Raw genomic sequence first — 22,418 nt, 5'->3', positions numbered from 1 at the left:
CAAACGCTTTACTTCAAGTTCAAAAAAGTTTATAATTTGTACAGTACCTATATACTGGAGTTCTTCCGTGGCCAATACATCACAATCTGCCCCAATGGCTTTGACTTCAAGCCAACTTGAAAAATGGTTTGCAAACATAGAAAAAGGCAATGGACGCACTACAACCGAAACAAACTCTTCTTTAGCAGCTCAATTTCTTGCTCGTTTTGGACTACAAGATGCCACACAGGTCATTGAATTTCTTAAAACAGTGGGCGGTAACGAAACCATAAATATGATCGCCCAAGAAATTATGAAGGAAGAAGCACAAATCCAATTCATTAGGGAAAAAAATGCAGAAGAACTGCTCCGACAACAACAGTTACTTTTCCTTCTTATGTCATTAATTGCAAAGAGTAAAGCACAAGCAGAACATGTGAGCGAGCAAACGCAACAACAAAACGATCAAAAACTTAAAGAAGCAAGAGTTGAAGGGAAAAAGGAAAGCCGTTCTATTGCAACGCATATGGCTGACGCCAACGCGCGTGCCAATAAGCTGCAAGAGCTTGATAAAGAACTAAGAAAACTAGAAAATGACTTACAGGAAGTAGAAAAAGAGTTAGAAGCCATTGAAGAAGAAGTATTATTAATGGAAGATCGTCATGTTCATATCACTGACGATTTGGATCTGCTTAACACTTATCTGCAATTACCTCTAGTCAATAATCAGCCAATACCTCATGCCCATGTACATCAGCAAATAGCGACCTTGTCCGCGCAGCTCGCAGCGCTTAGAGCACAACAAGCAGCTCCAATTCCTGCCACTTTCAGTGATACCACACAATTACAGCTGACTAAATTACGTATTGATAAAAAAATCCGCATGTTGGAAGATCGACTTTCCTTTCATCAAGCTCAACTTCAACAGCCCCCTCAGACTTCTGAGCAAGTATTTCAACAGTTACTTGAGCGAGTCAAAGCTCAATTAAATGAACCAGAACATATATATGAATCGCCCACACACCGTGAACGTGAAGAAGAAAGTCTAAGATTGCAAGAGCGTGGGTTTTCTCAAGCGCTGCAAGTTTTGAGAAACGAAAGAATTCTTCTTAACTCTCAGTTAGAACGAGTTTACGATTTCAGTCAAGCACAATTAATTATTGATCCAAGTCATATGTCTCGTTATCGACGATATGGTGATTCGTATGCCTATTTTTCAGAGGATATAGCTCCCGAACGCGAACGTCAATTAAGCGAACAAGATTGGTTGCAAGCAAAACTAAACTATGAGACCTCAAGACCTCATATTTGTACTGTTAACTTTTTCTACAATGATCAAATGAACCGTGAAGTAGAGTCACTTAAGGAACGAACTCAATTTTGCCAAAGCCGTGCACAAGACTTAATGAGTCGTATAGAGAAAGTTCAAACAACTAAATTGCAACTTCTACCAGAAAAAACGCCTTTTAGCATGACACCAAAACCGCAACCTAAAAGCAGTTATTCACTCATGTTAGAACGTTTAGTCCCATCTCATGCACCAGCTCCACGTCCGCAAGATATTCTCAACGCACATAAAGAACTTGAGGCAGTGGTTCCATCTCATAATAAAGATGCATTACATAAACTAATTGATGAAGTGAGACCCGATGAAATTATGGCCCCAGAAATAAGATTTAGTTGGTTCAACAGATTTAAGAGCCTGATGCCTAATGTCCCCGTACCTGTACCCGAAGTAGAAGAAGAATCAAAATTAAAATATAAAAAATAATAGTACTCAAAACAGCAGTTGCATCCAACATGTTTAGATGAATCCGAGACATTTATGTCTCGGATACCTACCCTACACTTTATCATGCGCTTCTTTTAATCAATACATTCTTACTTGCCCGGTGTTACTCTTTTTGATAATTTGTTTGACAAGAATTAATACTAATTGGTATCATCAGGATAATTAACAATTTATTTTTCACTCTGCAATATATATGAACAATAGCTCGGGACATCCAATTCTATTAAGCAGCTCTGCTGGGTTGGTGCGTGCTATTGTTTCTATAGTTTCAGTTGTAGTGGTGGTCGTGGTGTTCCTCTCCTCGCCCTAGAGTTGTGTTTTTGATTATTCAGCCTCTCTAGGGGGAAGGCCGAATAATCAAGTGACACGATTTAACAATATTGAGGAGATTCACCATGGGAAACGTACTTGATGCAGATGCATCACAGCAACAAAAAACAATAACCTACCGCGCTCTTTTTATTATTAGTTTATGCGCTGCATTTTTATTTTATAAATACATTCTCCAAAATTTTCCAAGTGTAATGCCTCAACAACTGATGGATGCATTTAATCTACAGGGATTAGGCCTTGGTGTTTTATCCGGTGTTTATTTCTGGACCTATCTTATCGTACCTCTATTTGTAGGAATTGTCCTCGATCGTTATGGTACACGCTGGGTTACAACAGGAGCAATTTTTTGCTGTGCCTTTGGAATTTATATTTTTTCTCAGGCTCAAGAATTAAATACTGCTATTTGGGGACGTGCTTTGACTGGAGTTGGCGTTTCTTTTGCTTCCATCGCCTATTTCAAATTAGCAGCAGTATGGTTTCCCAAAAAATATTATGCTTTATTGACATCATTACTTGTTACTGCCGCAATGGTAGGAGCAATTTTTGGACAAATGCCGCTTGCATGGTTGATTAGTCAAGTAGGCTGGAGACCCAGTTTAGTTTATATAGCCTGGATGGGTATCATATTAGCCTTCTTGTTCTTTTTTATTGTTAAAGATAAGCCTTCTTTCTTCATTGAATCATCCGAATCCAAAACTCGTCATGTTTCTAAAAACCCACATGTATGGCAAGATATTTTATTAATTGTAAAAAACAAACAAAACTGGTTGTTAACTGGATATAGTGGTTTAGCATTTTCTCCCATAGTTATTTTTTGTGGTTTATGGGGAAATCCTTTTTTACAAAAAGCGTATCATTTAGATAAATTAACAGCTCCATCTCTTATTTCTTTAGTATTTGTAGGATTAGCTATTGCATGCCCTGTGTTTGCTTTATTTATCAATCGCATACAAAATCGCTGTGCATTTATGTTTTATACCACTTTAATTTCTGCTTTATCCATTAGTTTGGTCATCTACGCGCATCCTATGCCAATTTGGTTATTGAGCGTATTACTTTTTCTCTTTGGTTTTAGTTTAGGAGCATTTCCAATAGTATTTGTGATTGGGAAAGAATCAAATCCCTTATATCTGGCAGGTACAGTAACTTCTCTAATCAATGCAAGTGACGCTTTTCTGGATGCAATTACTGAGCCTGCAATAGGAAAACTACTGGATATTTTTAGCAACGCGGGTACTTCTCATGATTTTTCATTATCTGGTTATCATATTGGTTTAGCTGTTTTACCTTTATATCAAATAATTGGGGCATTTTTAATGAGATGGGTCAAGGATGAACATCGTGTAGTTCATTAAAAATTGATCAATTAAGCCTCAGTTGAGGCTTAATGAATCCATTTTCTAAAAATCTTATTCTGTACTCCCAATATGAACATATACCCAAGCAAATACACCCGAAGCTAACTTCACTTTAATCCGTTTATAGTCTGCAACTTCATAAGAATCTGCTTTCTTTAACTCCTCAATACTCACATCAAATACCATGCCTTCTATACTATCTGTAGATTTTCCAGTATAAGTGATAATGGGATGCTCCTCTTCACCGCTGGTAGTAATAACATTGGGATCTTTGATCTTTATTTTAGACATACCAAATTCAGGAAGACTATCTACTATTCCATGTAGTTTTCGTCCAAAATTACTCAGTTGTACTGCCTCATAACGTAACGTGCCATAGGAAAATAATTTTTCAGTATTCATTGCTTCTACTCATCAAAATAATAGGTGATTATCCATATTTCTTTAGCAATAACAAGAGGACGATGAAAATGCGGAGTAAGCGCATCTATTTTTGTTTACTTGCCATGCTGCATGCACGGGGCTGAATGAAGACCAATGTTGGATTCCGCGCATAAAGCCTGTACGATCCCCACAAAATTCAAAGAAAGACTGTAGTGGGGGTCTGTGTTGTGGCATTTAGCTCAGAGAGTAGAGGTAATAAATTTTGAAACTGTTTTACTTTGAGAGAGATTCCTTTTTTGAGAGCTTCGCGCCCTAAATAGACCAGGGATAAAATGTTGGTGAATTTTGAAGAGTGAGCCTGAAAGGAAGATGCATATCCTTTACGCTTGGTAAAAATGCCAGCAAGCCAACAAGCAAAAGTAGAGATAGCAGCAATAAGCAGTAATATGCTCATTCTTTGAGGAGAACGAGAAAGACTTTCTTTCAATCCAAACCCATAACGAGTACATTTTGTATCACGAAAATTTTCTTCTATTTGCATGCGTTGCCGATAAATATTCACAGCGTATTCAGCGGTGTTTGTTGAGGTCAATGAAGTGACCAATAACCAAGGCTCACGATGAGCTCTAGCATATCGTTTACTCATTGCATCACGCCTACCTTTCTTGTATTCACTCTATGACGACCTTTAGAGAGGCCTTTATAGAGTATAAAGTGAGCAGGGATTTGTTCTTTCTCTGTAAGAAGGCCCTGCCCCAAGTAGTTAGGTTTGGCTGTGGCTTGTTCATAATAGATATGACTTAATTGCCAAGTTGCTGTAGCCTCTAAATATATCGCATTCTTATGGCGTAATCGGCCTAAAAAATCCCAATCAAGCGCTCGAACATAGGAAAACCAAGGCGCTCTAAATCCCGCATCGGTAACAATAATAGGTTGTACAGAGCTCGGTAAAATAGCTTTTAGATTATTTAAAAATTCTTTATGAGTTTGATGGTTATTTTGTTTTTTCTGTGGATGAACATTCTTCGTAAATCACAATCGAGCGTCCTTGCATCGACAAGGAGGCTCTCAATAAATAGAGTTTAGTCTGCGAACATATACAGCTCCAATCAACATGAATCCAGGGGCGTCTTTGTTCTGCTAGTAGATAATGACTCATTGTCCTATAAAATTCAATCGCTTCTTTTTGTAATCGCGTATTCCCTAATAAGCGGTCTATCCTTTTTATATTGCTGCGAGTCTTAACTTTAGTATGAGGCAAATGACGGCCAAGCGATGTCAGCGTTAATTTATTTACCTTAATTAACGTCGATGAAGCCATGATTAAATTGTGTAAGCGTGATTTATGAATAAAAGGTAATTCTTTTGCTAATGTTTTGTGTAATAATTGCATCAGGTGCATGACGTCGATCTCTTATTGTTGTGGAACTCTATTGGATCATAATCCGTCATGCACTTTCAATACCATTATTCCTATATTTCAATGCCTTAAACCAAATTTTTTTGTCTATCTCTCAGGCATAAAGCACGGAATGTAGGTTTTGTGAGTTTCGGAATCTAGCAGTTTGATTTTGTATCTTACCATGAGATGCATTTGTCCTGGCACATATCTTTTTTGTCTACTTGCCGTGCTTTATGAATGGCATCCAGCCGATCGCACATGAACACTTAATCTGAATTTTGTTCATAAAAACACAATATAGGGAGTTTAATCACTCCATTAAATGCTAAAAATTTAATTAATGATTTTTATTTTGATGCATGCTATAACTTGCTACGACTTTATTACGGCCCATTTTTTTTGCCTCATAAAGTGCTTCATCAGCTTTTGATATCAGATCATCTACTTTTTTACCATCATAAGGATAAAAAGCAATTCCAATTGATATGGTAACCGAAATAGGTTTTTCCTGATTGATTTCAACCGAAAACTTTTCAATGGAGTCACGAATTGCTTCTGCTTTTAATTTGACGGCATCCAAATTAGCAATTCGTAAAAAAATCATAAATTCTTCCCCACCCCAGCGAGAAATTAAATCATCTTGTCGACATATTTGCCGTATTTTTGTGGCGAACTCAAAAAGAACCCGGTCGCCCACCAAGTGACCGTAGGTATCATTTATTTTTTTAAAATAATCAATATCGATTAATAAAAGAGCAAATGTAAATGGATGATTTTTGGCTTTTAAAATTTCTTTTTGCAAGTATTCTTCAAAAAAGCGCCGGTTATAAACGCCAGTTAAACTATCTTGAGTAGATTGGGTTTTTAGAACATCACGAAGCTTAATATTGTATATGCTTAATGCGGACTGTTCGGAAATAATTTGTGCCAAAGCAATCAACCGTTGATTATCAGTATTTAAGCCAAATTCAACATAAAATAACCCTAACATTTCATTTTGGGCAAATAAAGGCAAACAAACATAGCTTATAGGTTTTTTTTCACCTTTTTTAATATGATTACACAAAACACCTTCCGTTGTATCAGAGATATAATAAGATTGATGTCGTAGTAAAGAGAGACAATCCTTAGGTGTAAAAAGGAATAAACTAGAAACTGGTTCTCCCCAGATTAGTACCCTGCTAATCAGATTTAAATTGTCTGAAGAAATAAGATAAACAATCCCCGAGGTTCCCGATAAAATTCGTTTGCTATAATTTTTAATTATTTCAATCGCGTCATCCATAGAAAGACTTGATTGCAATAAACTCATTAACTCTTTCAACAACTCCAACTCTTTATTTTGAATCTCAAGACTTTTAACTACATTTTCCAGTTCAATTTTTGACTCTTCAAGTTTTCTTTCATTTTGAATACGTTGATGAACATTAATTGCAAAATGACTCACGCCAATAAGCTTACCCTCTGAATCATGGATGGGATTGTAATGTATTTCAAAATCTAGCCCGTCATGCCTTTTGTCTTTAAATGATTCAATTACTATGAACCCGGTACCTTTCATTGCTCTTTCCCAAAGCGTCATTGCTTTTGTTTGATTTTCAACGCTCATTTTCTGTAAAAGCGCCCTAAAATTCATGCCAACTTCCAAATCGATTTTGAAAATACGATAAACTTCACATTTATACATTGTATTAAACGCAATAAAATCATAATTTAAATCAATTGCAGCAACTAAATCACTGCTGCCTTCAATGATTCCTTGCAAACGTTCGCGCGCATTTGCTAGTTCGGTTTGTGTTTGCTTTAATTTTTCAGAGTTCCCTTTTATAAACTGCAGTGTATGAATTAAAAATCCGGAAAGTAGGGCAATAATGATACCAATGATCAAGATCATAGTTGGGAAAAAGGAAGTAATAACCTGATTGTAAAGCGAAATGGAAGGCCAAAGAATGATCTTCCAATTTTGTCCGTATAGAGGAAGTGTAATGCTATGTTTCCAACCCTTGTAAAATTTATGCTCTCTAGCATTGGTATATAAAAGCCCGGAAGCATCATAGATACCCAAATTATATCCTTGAATATCCATTTTTTTTAAAATATCGTCTAAAAATATCTCTGCATTTAGAATCCCTACCATAAACCCTTGGAAATGATTTCCTTTCAACATGGGGCTGAATAGTAAAATTACTTTATTTCCCTTAGCCCAATCAAACTGAGAGCTAAATTGCAATTCATTTTTTGCTAAACTTCTTAGCATTTCTTCACGTCGATCAGGATTATCGTCAAGATTATATTCTTTAATTAGTTCATTACCTTCTTCGGGAGCAACCCAACGTATCACATATTTGTTATCAACCCATAAAATTGCTTTATAACCCGGCTGATCATGAATATAGTGCATCATATCCGCTCGCCATTCACTTTCAGGTGTAATATGCCGATTCAGCCAACGATAAGTAATTCTCGAAAAAGAGGAAGCGAGTTCTGCTGTACGTGATTCAATCACATCCTCTACATTTTCGACTTTCAACTGTAACAACATATTTAACGAGTTTTCCTGATTTTTTTTAGTGAACTGCCATCCCAACACAGTAATATTTAAAATCACGAAAACTGCTATTAGAGGAAGAGATATAAGAGAATGTTTTACATTTTTTGAATTAATATAAGAAATGATTGCCAAGCTTAGGAGAATTAATCCCAAAGAAGTATAAATTGAAATCTTCATCCATCGCCCCGCACCAAAATGCGTTGCGAACTCAATAAAATGATTGGTCGTTGCAATAAATCCTAAACTTAAAGTAAAAAAAATACCGAATAAACATAACCAGAGCCAGTAATTGGAAAACTGAAATGAAACAATAAGGAAACAAAGCGCAATAATCATAAAACTTAAAGCGACACTCGGTGCCATAAGGCTTGGATAGTGATGAAAATTTAATGAAAAGACTTTAATAAAGATTGCATCAATACCTACATTAACATTCAAAATGTATTGACTAAAAATGACCCCGGAAAATAATAAGAGAATACTGCTTAAGATTCGGCTGAATTGGAAAATTTTTCTATTTAAACAAATTAATGACAATCCTGCTAAAATAAAGCACAAAGCTGTAGTTGGTCTCATAAAGATGTCCATAGGTAACGCAGCTGATAAATGAGCATTGAAATACCTAATGGATAAATCAAAAAGACCTGCAAGAAAACAAATTATCCCGATTAAATTCGTAAAAGCTTTATAATATGCTTTTTCATCCATATTCTTTTCCTTGGCTATAAAATTCAGTATAAGCTAGAAAACGATAGGATAAAATACGTATTTTATTAGATAGTTAGGTAAACTATTGTGGTATTAAGTAGGACTCGCTTCTAAACTGTATTCATCTAAAGCCAATAATATTTTTTCTTCAAGTAACTTAGCTTTTATTAGAGGTTTATTCACTCCATTAATAATAATGGAAAAAATAAAGGCCTTATCATGTGGATTAATAATAAAACCAGATAATGAAGAGATATCATGCATTGACCCCGTTTTGGCATAAACTTTTTTCTCGAGCATGGTTTTCTTCATTCTGTCCTTTAGAGTTCCAGAAACACCTGCTTGCGGTAACGCCTTAAAGAAAATCGCTTTCATATTTTTATCATGATAAAGATCATTAAGCAAAATCACCATTTGTTCGGGAGTTACCAGATTATAACGTGTTCCTTCACCATCAACGATTTCCATTTGCGACAAATCCAGATGCGTATGCTCAGACAATATTTTTTTAATAGCATAAGCCCCTTCTTTGTGAGTTCCTTTTCCCGTTAAAGAATAACCTAATTTTTTGGTAAGGCTATTTGCATAAAGATTATCGGATTGTTGTAGCATGTGCGTGATCAATTTACTGAGCGTTTTTGATTGAAAACTGGCAACAAATTGAGTGTCGGTTGGCGATACTCCTGTAACAATTTTTCCTTTCAAAGCAATACTGTTTTTATTAAAAGTGTTTTGGATCACTTGTTTTACTAATAAAATAGGATCGGGGATAGCAAGTTCTATTAATTTTGGATTTTCTTCCTGGGTCTTGCAGCCATATAAGCGAATAGTATTATTGGTTTTAACCTCAAGATTCAGACTGCAATGATTCTTTTCTTCTTCTTTGTTCACTGTAACGACTTCATTAATTAGTGTCAGTGCTTTGGGCTGGTTTTTCTTGAGATTGATTTTTACAGGTTTATTTAATTCTTTTGCACTAATCAATTCATAGGCCACTTTATTTTCATTTAATATTACTGCTGTATCTGGAGCAGCATAATACCAGCCTAAATCATCATATGACGTACCACTTGGATAATATGGAGCCTGGTATTGCGAACTATCAATTATCATATTTCCTTTTATCGTGCTCGTATTATTTTTTTTCAAATTAAGTAATAAAGAAGTTAGATTATCTACAGTAAAAGACGGTGAGCCTGTAAAATGAAGATAATAATCCTGATCTTTTTGAGAGAGCGTTGTTATAAAGCGATAATCTGGCTTTAATTGATACAGCGCTGCTGCTGCAGTAAGTAACTTTATGCCACTGGCTGGAGAAAGTAATTTATCTGCATTTCTACTGTAAACCACTTTCCCCGTCTCTGCTTCTTTAATGAGAATACCAACGGTTGCATGAGGCAATTTCTGTGCAATAATCTCATCTATTTTCTCTGAAAGCGTTTGAGAATTTCCTATTTCACTCAAGAAAAAAGCAGCAAAGAGACATAAATAATTAGAATAGCGCACGACATTTACCCTAATATGAAACATAAAACATAGCTTCACCCATTCAGAGCCGAAGTGCAACCCCCAATTAAAGTATTTTGAACAACCTCATGGATCTGAGTTTTTGTTTTATTTTCCCTTAAGAAGGCAACTTACTCGATATGAAAATATAGGGATGCTTCTCCTTATCCAGCCAATGAAGCAGTTTTAATAAGTGGGATTCTTCCATAGCAATACATCCATGTGTTCCAGAATGAATCGATCGCCACAAATGGATGAAAATAGCACTTCCTGCTCCTGGGATTACAGGATTCATGTTGTAATTGACTATTGCACCTATTCTGTATACATCAATTAGCATCGATTCGTAACTTTTGGCATTTGTATTTCCTTTAACCCACGTGTTATAGCCACTATGGGATACATCATCTATAAATTTATCATCAGCAGTAATGTATTTAAAATCCATTTTAAGTGCTAAAGGCTCTGATCCAAAAGCATCGCCTACGGGGTATAAGCCGGCAGGAGTTCTCATATCACCTTCCTTTTTTTCTCCTACAGGAGCTATCCCTCTTTTACCCACCACAGCAGGAAAAGGGCCCCATGCTTGCTTCCATGTATGATCTTGTTTTTTACAAACAGTTACCTCAGCTTCAAAACCTTTTATATGATTTACCAAAATCACTTGTGATGAAAAATTAGGAATATTTTGTAAATGAGCAACACGACAAGGGTCTGCTGAGCTTTTATTTATTGGTACACACAGATAAATTAAAAAGAAAAAAAGTACCAAAAAAATAGATGCCAATTTAGATTTTATCATTTTATAAAATTAAATGGGGGCTATCAGGTTTTATAAAACTTCGTGAAAACACTTCCGGCGTAGTACCTTTTGTATTTAGCTCATCAAGATAAATCATCTTAAAGTACGATTTATTCGCCAGCGAACTTACATCTGGATTTTCCGGATAATACTTAAGCAACGGAAAAAATAATGATTGGCCGATGATATAACGTTTATCTTTGCTTTCAGGAGAAAGTCCCCAAACATTCTGATAGGTCATTGCAGCTATTTCATAATTGTTTATAGACTTATTCCCTAAATAAAGCATTACATGGCCGCCAATATAAATAAGTGTCATCAGAGGATGCCCCTGTCTTTTCAAAGCGCTGATTCGTTCATCAACTGTATTTTGGGTTAAATCAATACCCGTACTTATTTTTGCCTGTTGTGCCGAATTACGCGGTAACCAAATGCCGAAAGGAGTAAATATGCTCTTTAATTCTTGTGAGCAGTCATTAAAAAAATAAGCCCCTCCCCATCCATAAGGGCGATTTTGTAATTGTTTCATAATCTTAGCCATATTTTTTTTCGAGGCTTCAAGAGGCATCAGGCTTGCAGATTGCGATGTCACAAATCCAGTCTGAACCACTGCTTGATGATGTACATTTTTTACTGGGATCAAGATAGAAATATAATTTTCATCACGACTAATAAATGGAAATACTGCACCTATATAGCCTGAAAACTGAAATTGATGATGTTGATTCACAATGCTCGCTTCTGTTTCAGTGATTGCCACAAGCCCCTTTTTTGCTGTGCTCTTCCACTCTTCAATGAATCTACTTGAAGCATAAGCAATATCTGAACTTTTTACCCAGGCAAAATAGGCATCTGGAGTGAGTACTAATGACCAAGATTTATCTTGTGATACAGTGAAAACATAGAGCGGTGTTCCCGCCCAAATCACTGATTCTTGTAAATTATCAAACGGGAAACCTTGTCCCGGCATGGTGAAATGAAAAAAATCTGGAGCATGCTCCGGAAGCGCACGTGCAAAAGTGTTATTTACTGCAATAGCGCGGCTCTTTTCGTTAAATCCTAATCCCTCAATTGCAGGTAAGTCCATATTGTTTTTGATTCGATTTAGCCAAACTGCATCATGTTCTTTAAAATTTTCCGCAAAGTGCCGTTCTTCTTCGGATTTATTTTGATTATCAAACTCTTTTAATAATTCCAGCTCAATTTTTTTAACCACAGGAAGAACGGAATTTACCATCTTCTCGTTCCAAGGAGAAAGCCCTTCACCCCTATCAGAATAATAATGATTATAGAATTGTTGTAGTTGCCCCTCTTGATATTCTCGCGTTAACAGAGGAATATCATAGTCATCACTGTCTGAAGGTAAATAATCATTGATATTTTGGGAATAAGGTTTTATTGAAAAATCATAGATTGGCACTTCAGTTGCAAAAGAAACTGACAGAAAGCAAATACCTAAAAATAAAAAAACTCGTTTGCTTAAATATCTGAAGTCAAATAATCCCAACCACATAAACAAATCCAAATAATACAAATAGAGAACAATTATATCATTAAATAAACTTTACGTAAGAATTTTATCCTCTAAAATTTCAGTTGGCTCTTCTAACATAGAGGTAACATGCTCATGTCGTGTTGGGCACAGTAATCGTTGAGACGAATAGAGAATAAAAATACTTAAAGGTAACAAACTTAAGAGATCAAAGGGAAACTTTAAAATTCCTATGCCGCCAAAAACACCTACATAAGACACACTGAGTATAGTAACCATATAAAATAAAAACCAATATAGAAGTGCGCTATTATCCCAAGAGTTTTTACGATGATAAACACAATAAATTAGAATCCCAATAAGTAAAGCAATATCCAGCTTCCATATAATTGAAAACCCGCACCAATACAGCATTAAATTACAAAAATAAAATGCGATATGCGAGCAAAGCAGTGCTCCTGAAAGTCTAAAAGGTCTTGGGGTTAACGGTTGCAATTTGCGCATTGCTAAAAGACATATAGGCCCAATACTGTAAGATAAAATACTTGCAGAAGAAAGAAACGCCACTAACTTCTGCCATCCTGGAAATGGAAGAAAAGATAGCATTCCAACTAGTAAGTTTGCATAAAGAGTGACATAAGGAATTCTATGACGATTTACCTTTAAAAAGATTTTCGGTAAATGATCATTTAATGCCATTCCATATAAAATCCTGGAAGTGGCAGCGGTATAAACTAAAGTTGTCCCAAAAGGAGAAAAAGCAGCATCAATCATTAGTATAGTTGCCACAAAACCTAGACCTAAAAGTAAAGTTAAGCCCACTAAAGGTCCACTATCTCCTGGGTAACTTAAGGCATGCCAACCCTGAGTTAAATATTTCTGAGGCACTGCTGCGAGAAAGCTCAACTCCAACATGAAATACAAAACAAATCCAATCAACACTGCACCTAAAATAGCAATAGGAATATTTCGTTGTGGATTTTTTACTTCTCCTGCCAGTACCAAACCGTTTTGAAATCCAGTAAAAGCAAAAGCAATACCCCCAGCAGAAAGTGCAGTAAAAATATTCACCCAGCTTTCTTTATCCGACAAACTAATTGTGACATTATCCATGGTTGGTGCGACATGGAGCAATGAAACAATTGCAATACTTGGTAATATAAACTTAATGATACTTGCATATTTATTACATTCAACGAGCAATTTAATTCCGTAAGAGTTCAATATGACGACAAAGAGCATGATGGCCATTGCTGCAACATAACCATATCCTGAAAGAGTGAATGTTGTTGGATCTTTGACAATTAATATTGGAAAAAAATGACTTGAATACTGCAGAATTGCTTGTATTTCTATTGGAGTCATAACAACATAAGACAACCACGATGTCCACGCGAATAAAAAACCAACCTCTTTTCCATGGGTAAACGTTGGATAATTAGACATGCCTCCAGAAATTGGAAACATTGTACCCAACTCACATAAAGGCAGAGCAATAAAAATCATAAAAACAGCAGCAATAACCCAAGAAATCAAAGAATTGCTACCTGCCATTTGCGCACTAATAAACGGGCTAAACAACCACCCCGATCCAATCATCCCCCCGGCAGAAACAATTAGAATGTTAGTCGTTGAAATATCCCGCTTTAACATGAAAATCCCCTATGATGCAAGCAATATTTCAATTTAGCCAGAAAGTTGTTCATTATACAAGTTCTAATAAATTTAAAAAGCGTAAAAGACTCATCATGAGGCAGCTGTGCTGCCTCAGAGAAGGGATAAAGGGTTAAGGAATAAAAGCTCGAACACACCTAACCCGTTCGTCGGCAAGGTTCTTATTACCAGGGGTTTGCCGACCATCGGTGAAGAACTGCACCCAAGCAAGTTCGTCAGGTATGATGATGGTAGAAAACTCAGTAGAACTCCAGTATTGGTCAGGGGAAAAACCTCCTAAGTTATTCGTATGTAAAGTGCTATATAAGTTAGGGTTGGTAGTGCCACAACCTGCATCCAGACCTATTACAAACCGTCCAAGTTCGCAAATAGCCGGCAGGTACCAGTCAGTAAAGCCCTGGTCACTCTTGTTTAGACAGGCTTGCGCTGCCGGATATTGACCTGCAGAGGTGGCAAGAACATTGGTATTGGCGAATCCATTCGTGATACTGTCCGCGCCAGTGATATTAAATACCGTTGCCCATAAGAAATCAAAGTCGCCCGGATTTTCTTCCTCAAACTAATCCCAATCATTTTCGCAATACTAATAATGTAAACCTAATTCTATGAGTTATCGAAACTAGCGATACTCTCGCTCTATTGCCTCAATTTCCTTAATAATCTGCTCTCCCTCTTCGTTGATTTCAGTATTAAACCACGAATCTAAAATTTCTTTTGCTAAATCTTGAGTTAACAGCCGATTGGATAAAGCCAAAACATTCGCTCGATTCCATATTCTTGCACCTTTTGCCATTTGAGCATCCGTACATAAAGCAGCTCTTATGCCAGGTATTTTATTCGCCACAATTGAAATACCCGCTCCGGTCCAACAAAAGAAAATGCCTTCATCACATTCGCCTTGACGAATTGCTTCAGCGGCAATTTGTGCTGTTTGTATCCATGATTCATCTTGTCGTGATTTAATTGCGCCAAATAGAATAACCTCATGTCCTAACCGCTTTAGTTCCTCCACAACATAATCATTAACAGGATAAAGTGTATCGCTGCATACGGCTATTTTCATTGATTTACTACTCCTTTCATAAAAAGTTTATTGAGTAATAACATAGCGCAAAAAATTCTCATACTAAAATCCTCGATTCTGCAGTATTGCAGAACTTGGAGAATTAAATCTCTATATGGCTTAGATCAAGGAGCTCACTCCAGACCAAAAACATACTATTGAATACCAAACCAGCCTCCAGTATCCCCTCCTGCCCAACATGCATTATCTTTGCAATCCTTAAATTTCACAGAACAGAGAAGTTTGAATTTGTCTGCCTTACTGATGTCCATCCCCTTATACCCTTCAGGTTGGCAAATTCGTGCTACATACTCACCCTGAACACGAATTTGTCCCATTACGTAAATATTTTCAGCAACAGGATAAATACCATGGGAATTATGCGAATAACATGCGATATAACATCCAGGGGACATAGTGTAGGTGTTATCTGTTGGTAAAAGAGCACGTTCTGCACCAGGATACGGATGATTAATAACGCCATTATTCCCTAAAATGTAAACAGGAAAAGGCGATGGCAACAAGGATTTATTTGCATCTGTATTTACTACTGGTGAAAGTGCAAGCGCCTGTGTAACAAAGATAAATCCAATACTACCCAATAGTATTTTTTTCATTTTTGATTTCCTTAAAGGTTAGCTATTTAAAGTATAGGCAAATAAAACGCTTTTCCCGTTTTACTTTTAACTTAAGCCTCCTTTTTGTAAAAACCAAAATAATTCGAGAAATTTATTTCGACAGATTTTCAACTCCATTAAAATCAATGTCATACGTTGATGCAGGATAAAACCCCTTCTTCACTCTCACCGCCCTACAAAGCACATTCAGCATCATTAATGTACTTTTTAATCGAAGCCAAGGATAAGCTTTGTGTTTCAAAACATCATGTGCTCTTTGATAGTCTTTAATAAATTGGCATGGATTTTTTTGTATATATTTCAAACAATGAAGCATCATTCCTTGACCCAGCATATAAGGCTGCATATATTGCATATTGGGTATGTCATATTGCCTTTGTCCACTTAAAATAGTATGCCAATCAATTTTATCTGTAAGCAGATGGAAACCACTGGTTACTCTTGGATTACACTCCAATGCATAAGCTTTATCATTCTCCAAGATAAAATCAAAAGCAATTTGGCCACTGAATTGGAAGCGTTTGCAAAAAGTCTTAATAAATTCAGTGATTGGTTTAATTTCCGCAGGCTCAAAATAAATTCCGGTTGAACGACCCGCTTGATATTTAGAGTGATAACACGATTGAATCAGCACGTCCCCTTTATGGGCAATAGCATAAGCACTGTATTCTTTTCCTTGAATAAAGTGCTGGGCAATGTATGGTTCATTAATAGCGAGTTCTGCAATGATTTTTTGCGAAGGTTTAATCAACGTACGGGTACCAAAACGGGAAAAAACAGGTTTTAAAACAAGCGCCGCGTCTTTAGGAAGAGCTTGTTTGTCCTTATCGGTATTCATTAACCAACTTTGTGGGGCACTCAAGCCATACTCACTGACAAGCTGGTTAAACGTATATTTATTATGTAATTGATTCAAGCGTTCAAAAGGCTCGCATAACAACTTGGTATGCGGAGACAATTCCTCATAGCCCTGGCTGAGATGAAAAATTTCTTCACATGTAGGAATAAGTAGATCAATTTTATATTGAATCACTATTTCTTTAATTGCTTTTAAAAATGCAGCTAAATCATGATTCGGTTTAGGAATAACAAAATGTTTTTTTACTCCTTTGACAAATCGTGCAAGCGGATAAAGCATACTCTCAGCACCATAAACTTCAAATCCCTGATTAATGAGACTACGCATAATATCCATGGTGGCAGGTGCTCTGCCTCCGGTAACTAAAATGTTCATTTACATCATTTCCTTAAAAATCAATTAACCTACTCCTCAAATAGCTCAACCTATGAACAAATAAGAACTTTATTGCACTCTTAAATAATTCTTGACAGATGCTCATAAAAATTATGCGGTGTTGGGCAAATTAGCAATTGCTCCAATCCGTTGGCAAAAGCGACATGATGCTCAGGAGCAATCATTTTTGTAATCATTTCATTAATCATGTAAGCCATTTGCATGGAGTTCCCGCCCATGTCGCCAAAAATAACATGATTATCAATAACTTCAAGAGGTAGCGATAAGGCGTTTGCAAATAACTGCCGAATCTGGATTAATAAATTCTCATATTTGTTTGTCTGTGGAGTAATCAATATGGAAGCAGGTTTTGGTAATTTTTTATAATCTACTTTTCCATTAGCAGTTAGAGGTAATTCAGTCAAAAAAATAAAATATTTTGGTACCATGTAATATGGAAGTGTTTCAGATAATTTTTTCCGCAAATCAATTGCCTGTTCTTTTGAATTCGATACTACATATGCAATTAATTCGTTATTTTCTTCCCCTAAGATGGGTTTTATAAACGTTACTACAGCTTGTGCAATGCTATCAATTGCGCATAAAGTGTGTTCAATTTCAGGTAATTCAACACGATGACCGCGAATTTTTATCTGCTGATCCCTTCTTCCTGAATAAATCAATAAACCATCTTTTCGATGCTTTGCTAAATCACCACTTTGATACATGCGTTGTCCAGGAAAAAAAGGATCACTCATAAATCGCTTATTCGTTAACTCGGGCTGGTTCAAATACCCCATCCCTACGTTGCTCCCAGCAATATAGATTTCCCCTTCCTCTTCAAGTCTGACTGGCTTAAGCGTGCTATCCAAACAGTAAATACGTGTATTTGCTGCAGGAATACCAATAGGCACACTGCATTGAAGATCATTTTTAGCATCATATTGATGAATCATACAGCCCACTGTAGTCTCAGTAGGGCCGTATTCATTAAATATTCGCGCATTAGATAATTTTTCAATAATTAATTGAGCCAAACTACAAGGAAAATCTTCGCCTCCGACAACTAAAGTTACGTCATGCCGGGAGTTTATAGGTAAACTGCTTATCATTCTTAAGTGCGACGGAGTGAGCTTCAAAAAATTGATCTCTTGATTTGTAAGTATTTCCTTTAATACTAGAGAATTAATTGACTCAGGAATGAGCATCATACTGCCGCCTGAGAGTAAAGGTAAGTATAATGTTGTCACCGTTAAATCAAAGGCGATACTTGTAAACAATGCTGTATGATAAGCTTGATTATTATTTCGGTATATCTCGACTGCCCAAGATAAATAATTCAGCAATTGACCATGATTAATCATTACCCCTTTAGGCGTCCCTGTGGAACCAGAGGTATAGATGATATAAGCCAATTGGGTGAGCGAATTTTCGTTTCGCTTTGGCATGGTTGTACTCATGATTTTTAAAGGAATATGAACACATAATCCGGAATAATTTTGCCTCAATGCTTCATGCTGTTCATCAATAACTAAAGCAGGTTGAGCATCTTCTAATAAAGTCAAAATCCAATTGACAGGGGATTTTATATCGATAGGAATATAAGCAGCACCTAAATACCAACACGCCAGTATGGAGCAGACCATATCTTCATTTCTGGATAAATAAATAGCGACTTTATCTCCACATCGTATGCCTAAATCAGAGAGATAACTGGCGATTTCTAAAACACGATGATGCAATTGTTTATATGTTAGAACCTTCTTTTTTGAAATTAGGACGTACCTATGAGAGTATTCTATTGTTCTCTCCCATATTTTTGTGAAAATCGTTTTTTCTTGAGAATAGTCAACATAGGTATTGTTATATACAGGCCATAATGTATTGCAATAAGGTAAATTACTCTCTGCAGCTAACTGAGGTTCATCAATCATCTTTTTCAATTGGACCTCTAAATGAGCACATTCTTCGCGTGTTGCATGGGCGTTTGATACAGAAAAACAGATTGTCGTTGCATTGTTATGTTCTGTCACAATAAGCACAATAGGCGCAATAGGTACATCAATGGGCAAAAAATAACCATCGATGGCGCAGCAGCCGCCCTGATTTGACTCAAAGTCAGATAAATTAATCGACAATTTAGATACAATTCCAGATACCATATATCGATTTTTCTTGTTTTGATAATAAATCAACGCACTAAGAAGAGCTTTTAATAGAGACAATGGCAAATGACGTAAACACGCGTCATACTTTCCAATCTGCAATTCATTTTGATTACTGAGTTGCTTTACAATATCACTGTAAATGAGTGACCAATTTGCCTCTTTCTCAACTTCGATAAAAATCGGGTTTGCAAAATTAGCTGTAGTATTTGTATTAGGAATATGATGACGTAAGTCTACAGGAATCATAAAGCGAGCTTTTTCAGCACCCCGCTCAGCACTGACAGCCGTCAATATATGGCAAATCTTGGCGGTTACGCCATTGATTTTTCCAGGAAGAGTTAATTTACGCCATAGATAATGGGTATGAGCAAAACCTGTGTCGCCTGTTGGCGCGATACAATCCAATGGGAAATTCGGACGGTGTTTAATCTCTCTTTTTTTTCTTAGAAATTCATAATCGGTTAGTATCAAATTTGTACCAGTTAAAGGCTGTTTTCTCCAGGCACGAAAAATATCACTCACCCAATGATATAAACCCATACCGTCCATTACCCCATGAAAAGCACGAAACACCAAAAAATGGCGCGTTCCTTTTATGTAAGTAACTTGCGTCGCAGAATACGCGGGCTCAAATTTATGCCCATGAAAAAATGACGCGCATTGAATATCATGACCATCCCATTCCCTCTCTAATACTTGAATAGGCTCAAACTCTTTAGAGAGTTCAACTGAGTCATACCAAACTGGATTGATGCATCTTAAATTTGCCCGCAAATGGACATATTGATTGGAGGAGTTCGCTTGAATAACAGCCTGATTAAGGGAAGATACATCCACTTCTGCATTCATTTCAAGAATTAGCTGCAGTGTAAAGGAATGATTCATTGCATCACCAGCAATATATAATTTTTCATTAGGCGTTATAGGACGGTGAGCTTTTTTCTTATATTGGTATGACATAAATCAAGCGAAAATATGAACGTTTTTTGTTCATAATCAAGGGAGTAGACTAACAATTATACATTAAAAGCTATTTTAATACCACATATGCTTTTTCTCCTGATTCAGGAGTAGAAGCTTTCGCACAAGATAGCGAATTTAGCCAGAGCAATCTAATGTAACCATATTGAACATCAATATCGCCTGGACGACTATTTTTCCGTACAGGCTATAGAGAATATTTATGATGATTTTCTACGTTGCATAATTTGTGAAAAAAACTCGGGTTTATTCAGCCCCATTGATGCAAAGATTTGGGGTACTCTATCCCATGAGCCTTCTTCTTCAATACTTGCAACAATTAATTCAAACCCAGTTTTCTTATCTGCTTCTAATCCCCACCCATTAATGAAACTAAGTCCTCTTAATCGTTTTGCAGCAATATGGTTTAATGCTATTGCTGCTAATAAATAAGCATGTGCTTCTTCAAAAAGCTGATTGCATTTTTTCAAATTAGATTCACTTTTAAAAACACCCTCTTTTTCTAAATTCTGTCTGAATTTGGCTTCCTCCAGAATCATTTGCCCTAATTGATAATTCGCTTCTGCATCATCAAGCATTGCAGCTGCTCTATAACATTCCATATACATTAGGTGTGCATAGGGAAATTTTTTATTTCCTTTCAATTTATTGTAAATGGATGCTAACTCAAAATAATAGGCAATTTCTTTTTTGAGCATTTCATCTCCAGGTTGATTATTTACCCGGTTTGCTTGCATGACTTTTATTTTCTTAATAATTCTTCTAATCTGCCAACGTTTTAAATAAGCCATAAACTCTCCTGCCACTTATTATGATGTTGCTTGGATAAGATATTGTAATAAAAAAATCACAATTACAATGAGGATCATTAAACCAAGAATCTTTAGTCCAAAACCAGCGGACTCTTTTATTTCTTTACCAATTTGTTTACGGGGAAGATTTTCTGACTCTTCCTCTACGTTCAATTCTGATTTATAAAGGTTGTTATCAATATAATTGGATACAAAGTAGGAAATCAGTCCGGTAATCACACAGGGCACAAAAAATATTAACCAAACTATAAGTTTGCTGGCTCCCACGCTGTAGTTATAATCATCTTGCAATGAACTTAACATAGTCAAAACCATATCAGGAACATTATAGTTCAATCCCCAAGCAAGATAAGGCAAAATATATAAACTAACGAAAAACAAACCCAGGCAAAGAACCAAGCAAATCATTCCTAAAATATAGAGCTTGCTATTACTGCCGAATCGATCTTGTTCCATATTAACCCTAAAATGTCCTTTTCTTTAATTTAAGATAGCAGATGGATTTAAATAAGTACACTTGCTGGTGATATTAACCAATTCATTTTAAAATAAAATATAGATCATTTTTCTTATAAGGCGACTCATGAAACGTTATGTTTTTATGATCTCTGATGGTACAGGGATTACTGCTGAAACTTTGGGCCATAGTTTGATTACTCAATTTGAAAATACAAAATTTGAACGAGTTACGATTCCCTATGTTGATTCTTTAAAAAAAGCAGAACATGCCATTCAACAAATTAATCAAGCTTTTAAAGAGCATGGCATCAAACCACTAGTATTTATGACGTTGATTGATCCAGAAATCAGAAATTACTTTAAAAAAGCGGATGCCCGGGTATTTGACTTATTTAGTACTTTTATTGGCCCGATGGAAGAAGAACTTAATGAAAAATCTTCTTATACAGTCGGAAGAACTCATGGGGTAGTGAATAGCAAACTTTATTTGCACCGGCTTGAAGCCATAGATTTTGCCTTATCGCATGATGATGGAGTGAAAACTCGAGGCTACGATAAGGCGGATATCATTCTTATCGGTGTTTCGCGTTGTGGAAAAACTCCAAGCTGCTTATATATGGCACTTCAATATGGAATTTTAGCTGCTAATTACCCTTTTACTGAAGAGGAGATTATTGGCTTTAAATTACCTGAAGTACTGAAGCCCTATAAAAATAAACTGTTCGGATTAACCATTGACCCACAACGTTTACAACAAATTCGGGCAGAACGTAGGCCCCATAGTAAATATGCTTCAGCGGAACAATGTCGTTTGGAAGTCAATGAAGTCGAAGCCATGTACCAAAAAGAAAAAATTCCTTACATTAATTCGACAAAATACTCTATTGAAGAAATATCAACCAAAATACTAGCGGCGTCAGGCTTACACCGCAAAATATAGTTTGGTAAATTTCCCTTATTTCAATCGATTTCTTCCAAACTCGCAACTCTGAAATAGAGTTTGGAGAAATTGAATGCAGTCTGGATGCAGCGCAGCAAACCCTAGGAAGCATAAGCGCAGTATGCTCCCAGGTTAATCTCAA

Annotated in this window: 19 protein-coding genes; 3 read left to right on the top strand and 16 right to left on the bottom strand. The window is 36.2% G+C overall.

The genetic code is table 11. The annotated features are described in order from the left end of the window. Positions 1-67 precede the first annotated feature (67 nt). Entirely contained in the window at positions 68-1,750 is a 1,683-nt protein-coding gene (locus tag DY223_RS08155; protein WP_058459960.1) for a hypothetical protein, read from the top strand. Between the two features lie 416 nt (positions 1,751-2,166). After that, on the top strand, positions 2,167-3,459 hold the full coding sequence (locus DY223_RS08150; protein ID WP_058459961.1) for an MFS transporter: 1,293 nt from the start codon (positions 2,167-2,169) through the stop codon (positions 3,457-3,459). 54 nt (positions 3,460-3,513) lie between these two features. Here DY223_RS08150 and DY223_RS08145 read toward each other — a convergent pair whose 3' ends face one another. From DY223_RS08145 to DY223_RS08070, 16 genes are all read right to left on the bottom strand, one after another. Then, positions 3,514-3,864, bottom strand: a complete 351-nt coding sequence (locus tag DY223_RS08145; protein ID WP_058459962.1) for a gamma-glutamylcyclotransferase family protein — start codon at positions 3,862-3,864, stop codon at positions 3,514-3,516. A gap of 178 nt (positions 3,865-4,042) precedes the next feature. Continuing rightward, a complete protein-coding gene (locus DY223_RS08140) occupies positions 4,043-4,492 on the bottom strand; it encodes a hypothetical protein (protein ID WP_058460248.1) in 450 nt (149 codons plus the stop codon). Then, positions 4,489-4,800, bottom strand: a complete 312-nt coding sequence (locus DY223_RS19805) for a hypothetical protein (RefSeq protein ID WP_420812528.1) — start codon at positions 4,798-4,800, stop codon at positions 4,489-4,491. The genes DY223_RS08140 and DY223_RS19805 overlap by 4 nt, the downstream gene beginning before the upstream one ends. Before the next feature lie 40 nt (positions 4,801-4,840). Further along, complete coding sequence (locus tag DY223_RS08130; RefSeq protein WP_160116281.1) at positions 4,841-5,239, bottom strand: hypothetical protein; 399 nt, start codon at positions 5,237-5,239, stop codon at positions 4,841-4,843. A gap of 346 nt (positions 5,240-5,585) precedes the next feature. Then, positions 5,586-8,507 (bottom strand): diguanylate cyclase, encoded by a 2,922-nt coding sequence (locus DY223_RS08125; protein ID WP_058457808.1) that lies wholly within the window; start codon positions 8,505-8,507, stop codon positions 5,586-5,588. Positions 8,508-8,600: 93 nt separating this feature from the next. After that, the gene (dacB, locus tag DY223_RS08120; RefSeq protein WP_058457807.1) at positions 8,601-10,013 is read right to left on the bottom strand and encodes a D-alanyl-D-alanine carboxypeptidase/D-alanyl-D-alanine endopeptidase; all 1,413 of its coding nucleotides are present in this window, start codon (positions 10,011-10,013) and stop codon (positions 8,601-8,603) included. Positions 10,014-10,131: 118 nt separating this feature from the next. Continuing rightward, positions 10,132-10,815, bottom strand: a complete 684-nt coding sequence (locus tag DY223_RS08115) for a L,D-transpeptidase family protein (RefSeq protein WP_058457806.1) — start codon at positions 10,813-10,815, stop codon at positions 10,132-10,134. Between the two features lies 1 nt (position 10,816). Further along, on the bottom strand, positions 10,817-12,328 hold the full coding sequence (locus tag DY223_RS08110) for an SH3 domain-containing protein (protein WP_058457805.1): 1,512 nt from the start codon (positions 12,326-12,328) through the stop codon (positions 10,817-10,819). A 51-nt stretch (positions 12,329-12,379) separates the two neighbouring features. After that, a complete protein-coding gene (locus DY223_RS08105) occupies positions 12,380-13,960 on the bottom strand; it encodes an APC family permease (RefSeq protein ID WP_058457804.1) in 1,581 nt (526 codons plus the stop codon). Between the two features lie 133 nt (positions 13,961-14,093). Next, entirely contained in the window at positions 14,094-14,351 is a 258-nt protein-coding gene (locus tag DY223_RS08100; RefSeq protein WP_235810451.1) for a DUF1566 domain-containing protein, read from the bottom strand. 249 nt (positions 14,352-14,600) lie between these two features. Next, positions 14,601-15,044 carry an RpiB/LacA/LacB family sugar-phosphate isomerase gene (locus tag DY223_RS08095; RefSeq protein WP_058457803.1) on the bottom strand — a complete coding sequence of 148 codons (444 nt, stop codon included), beginning with the start codon at positions 15,042-15,044 and terminating at the stop codon, positions 14,601-14,603. Between the two features lie 155 nt (positions 15,045-15,199). Further along, positions 15,200-15,661, bottom strand: coding sequence for a hypothetical protein (locus DY223_RS08090; protein ID WP_058457802.1), 462 nt, complete (start codon positions 15,659-15,661; stop codon positions 15,200-15,202). Between the two features lie 112 nt (positions 15,662-15,773). Continuing rightward, positions 15,774-16,916 carry an ATP-grasp domain-containing protein gene (locus DY223_RS08085; RefSeq protein ID WP_058457801.1) on the bottom strand — a complete coding sequence of 381 codons (1,143 nt, stop codon included), beginning with the start codon at positions 16,914-16,916 and terminating at the stop codon, positions 15,774-15,776. 80 nt (positions 16,917-16,996) lie between these two features. Then, the gene (locus DY223_RS08080) at positions 16,997-20,044 is read right to left on the bottom strand and encodes a non-ribosomal peptide synthetase (RefSeq protein WP_058457800.1); all 3,048 of its coding nucleotides are present in this window, start codon (positions 20,042-20,044) and stop codon (positions 16,997-16,999) included. Between the two features lie 221 nt (positions 20,045-20,265). Then, positions 20,266-20,856 (bottom strand): SEL1-like repeat protein, encoded by a 591-nt coding sequence (locus DY223_RS08075; protein ID WP_058457799.1) that lies wholly within the window; start codon positions 20,854-20,856, stop codon positions 20,266-20,268. An 18-nt stretch (positions 20,857-20,874) separates the two neighbouring features. Further along, the gene (locus DY223_RS08070) at positions 20,875-21,333 is read right to left on the bottom strand and encodes a hypothetical protein (protein WP_058457798.1); all 459 of its coding nucleotides are present in this window, start codon (positions 21,331-21,333) and stop codon (positions 20,875-20,877) included. Positions 21,334-21,460: 127 nt separating this feature from the next. Between DY223_RS08070 and ppsR the strand changes: the two genes are divergently transcribed. After that, a complete protein-coding gene (ppsR, locus tag DY223_RS08065; protein WP_058457797.1) occupies positions 21,461-22,276 on the top strand; it encodes a posphoenolpyruvate synthetase regulatory kinase/phosphorylase PpsR in 816 nt (271 codons plus the stop codon). Positions 22,277-22,418: the final 142 nt, after the last annotated feature.

Source organism: Legionella bozemanae (genome assembly GCF_900450575.1).
GTDB classification, from domain to species: domain Bacteria; phylum Pseudomonadota; class Gammaproteobacteria; order Legionellales; family Legionellaceae; genus Legionella; species Legionella bozemanae.
This window is presented reverse-complemented; position numbering and strand designations above follow the sequence as displayed.